Genomic DNA, 3002 nt, shown 5'->3' with positions numbered 1-3002 from the left:
GTCCATCATTCGTTCAAGGAACGACAATAGTTTCGTAGATTCCCAGCTGGAAATGGCCCATAAGCACGGCGTCAGCATCATCACCGCCGGCGATCCGGAATTCCCGGAAAACCTGAAATATTTCGGCGACGCCCCGGCCCTGCTGTATGTCAAAGGTAATTTTGAACCCCGGGACCATAAGGCCGTGGCGGTGATCGGATCCCGCGATCCCAGCCCCTACGGCCGCAACATAGCCGGCAACCTGGCGCTGGAACTGGGAAAGGCCGGACTGACCATAGTCAGCGGTATGGCCCGGGGCATAGACACCTCGGCCCATATGGGGGCTTTGGCCGCGCCGGCCCGCACCATCGCGGTGCTGGGCTGCGGGGTGGACATACCATATCCCAAAGAAAACCAAAAACTGCGGGACCGGATAGCGGCCCAGGGCGCGGTGATCTCGGAATATCCGATGGGCACCCAACCGGCGGCGGGGCTTTTCCCCAGCCGCAACCGGATCATCACCGGGCTTTCCCTGGGAGTGGTGGCGGTGGAGGCCCGGGCCGACAGCGGGGTCTTCTCCAGCGTGCGCTGGGCGGCCGACCAGGGCCGGGACGTGTTTGCGGTACCGGGGCCGGTCAATTCGGCCACCAGCCAGGGCACCAACCAGCTGATCAAGCAGGGGGCCAAATTAGTGAGCAACGCCCGGGATATTTTGGAAGAGCTTAAACTGGAACAGAGAACATCCAGAAAGACACGGGATATTAATAATGCCCCAATCACACCCGCTCCGCAATTGGATAAAACCGAGGAAACCCTTTATAACACCATGACGCCTGAACCCCGGCATATAGACGATCTGGCCGGGATCGCAAATTTAAAAAGTTCAGAACTTATTAGGACCCTTTTATCTTTGGAATTGAAAGGCTTGGTAAAGCAAATGCCGGGTAAGATGTTCATTAGAACTTAATAAATATTTATGCTGTAATCAAACCATGACCAAAAGATTTATTTTTCGCAAACTGACCCTGATCTACGGACTGGCGGGCGCCTTGTCCGGATATTTAATCCTTCATCCGGCCTCCATGTTCATTCACCAGTATTACCGGACCCAGAATCGCGATCTGACTTTTCTGGCGCTGGCATTTTCCCAGGCCCATTTTCCCATGGCCTTGTATTTTGTGGTTCTGGGCGCTTTGGCAGGGATCCTTTTTGGGATATATCCGCAACAAATATCAAAATTATGCGATAAAATTGAAGCCTTGTCCAATACCGATTATCTGACCGGGATATACAACCGGAGGTATTTTTTTGAAATGCTGGCCGAAGAGCTGAACCGGTCGTCTCGCTACCAGAGAAAACTGTCATTGCTGATGCTGGATATCGATCATTTTAAAAATTACAACGACAACCACGGACACCAGCAGGGAGATTATCTATTAAAGGAGTTGGCCCAGCTTTTGACCAGGTCCATCAGACAGCCAGATTTTGTAGCCCGTTATGGAGGAGAGGAGTTCGTGGTGGTGGCCCCGGAGACCGACAAGGAACAGGGGGTTAAACTGGCTGAAAAGATAAAAATGGCCATTGAAGAATATCCCTTTAAGATGAAGGAGAGCCAGCCCAATGGGCGGATCACTGTCAGCATAGGTGTAGTGGAGTTCCCGGAAGGCGGAAGCAATGCTGATGAACTGGTAGGTAAGGCGGATGTGTCCCTGTACCTGGCCAAGGATATGGGCCGGAACAAGGTCGTCGCAGGATAATAGTCAATCTTAATAAATGGGCCAGATAATGACCAAAGTATCCCTTGTAAAATGCGATTCTTACGACCCCATAGAAATCCTTGGGGCGGTTACCCGGGCGGTGGATCTGCTGGGAGGCATCTCGTCTTTCGTCAAGCCCGGCAATAAAGTTCTGCTTAAGCCTAACCTGCTTTCGGCCAAGACCCCGGACCGGGCCATCACCACCCACCCGGCGGTGGTGGAGGCAGTGATCATTCTGGTCAAGGAAGCAGGTGGCATTCCCATGGTGGGCGACAGCCCAGCCGGAGCCTTCAAGAGCCTGGAGGGATTCTGGGACACCACCGGAATGCTGGAGGTCTGCCGCAAACATTCGGTTGAATTGATCAGCTTTGAGAGATCCGGGGTCCACCTAAAAGAGCTTAACGGCAAAAAATATCACATTGCCACGCCGGTGCTGGACGCTGATGTCCTCATCAACCTTCCCAAATTAAAGACCCACAGCCTGACCCTGATGACCGGCGCGGTCAAGAACATGTACGGGGTGATCCCCGGTCTCAAGAAGTCCATGTACCACAAGCAGGCCCCAAAGCCCTGGGACTTTTCAAACTTATTGGTTGATATCTATGCCCTGGCCCGGCCGCATTTGACCATCATTGACGCCGTGGTGGGAATGGAGGGGTTGGGGCCTTCGGCCGGAAACCCCAGGGATCTCGGTTTCATCATGGCCGGGCAGGACGGAGTGGCCCTGGACGGCTATGCGGCCCATCTGTTGGGCAAAAAGCCGCTGGACATACCCACCACCAGGATCGCCGCCCAACAGAAACTGGGCATAGCCAATCTCAAACAGATAGAAGTATTGGGCGACCAGATATTTCCATTTAAAGATTTCAAGTGGCCGCCCAACTGGTTCTACTCCCTGATCCCAAACTTTCTGGCCAAATACGCCGCCAGGCTGTTCTGGGTCCATCCGGCCATTGATCCCAAATTGTGCATCAACTGCGGCTATTGCGTGGAGAGCTGTCCGGTCAGCGCTTTGGCCTCGGTCGGCGCCGTGCCTGAGTTCAACTATAAGCTATGCATCAACTGTCTGTGCTGCAGCGAGGTCTGCCCCCAGCATGCGGTTTACCAGAAACGCAGCCCGGTGGCCAAGCTGCTGGGACGATGAACCAAAATGGGACGCGGACTCCGTAGTGAGACCTTCGACATGGCACTTCGACAAGCTCAGTGCCCCGCTCAGGGTAGGAACTGTCGAACTATTAACGCTGATACACCCTGAATAAATACAAA

Annotated in this window: 3 protein-coding genes; all 3 read left to right on the top strand. The window is 53.9% G+C overall.

Features of this window, described 5'->3' with window-relative positions; genetic code table 11:
• Window positions 1-946: DNA-processing protein DprA (gene dprA, locus Q7U71_05430; GenBank protein ID MDO9391196.1), on the top strand; the 946-nt coding region annotated here is incomplete at its 5' end.
• 25 nt (window positions 947-971) lie between these two features.
• Window positions 972-1736: a GGDEF domain-containing protein gene (locus tag Q7U71_05425; protein MDO9391195.1), complete on the top strand. Its 765-nt coding sequence runs from the start codon at window positions 972-974 to the stop codon at window positions 1734-1736.
• Between the two features lie 28 nt (window positions 1737-1764).
• A complete protein-coding gene (locus Q7U71_05420; protein MDO9391194.1) occupies window positions 1765-2880 on the top strand; it encodes a DUF362 domain-containing protein in 1116 nt (371 codons plus the stop codon).
• The last annotated feature ends 122 nt before the right edge of the window (window positions 2881-3002 follow it).

The organism is bacterium (genome assembly GCA_030655055.1).
Taxonomy (GTDB): domain Bacteria; phylum Edwardsbacteria; class AC1; order AC1; family EtOH8; genus UBA5202.
Note: the sequence above shows the minus strand (reverse complement) of the source record. Positions and strands in the feature narration are given on the sequence as shown.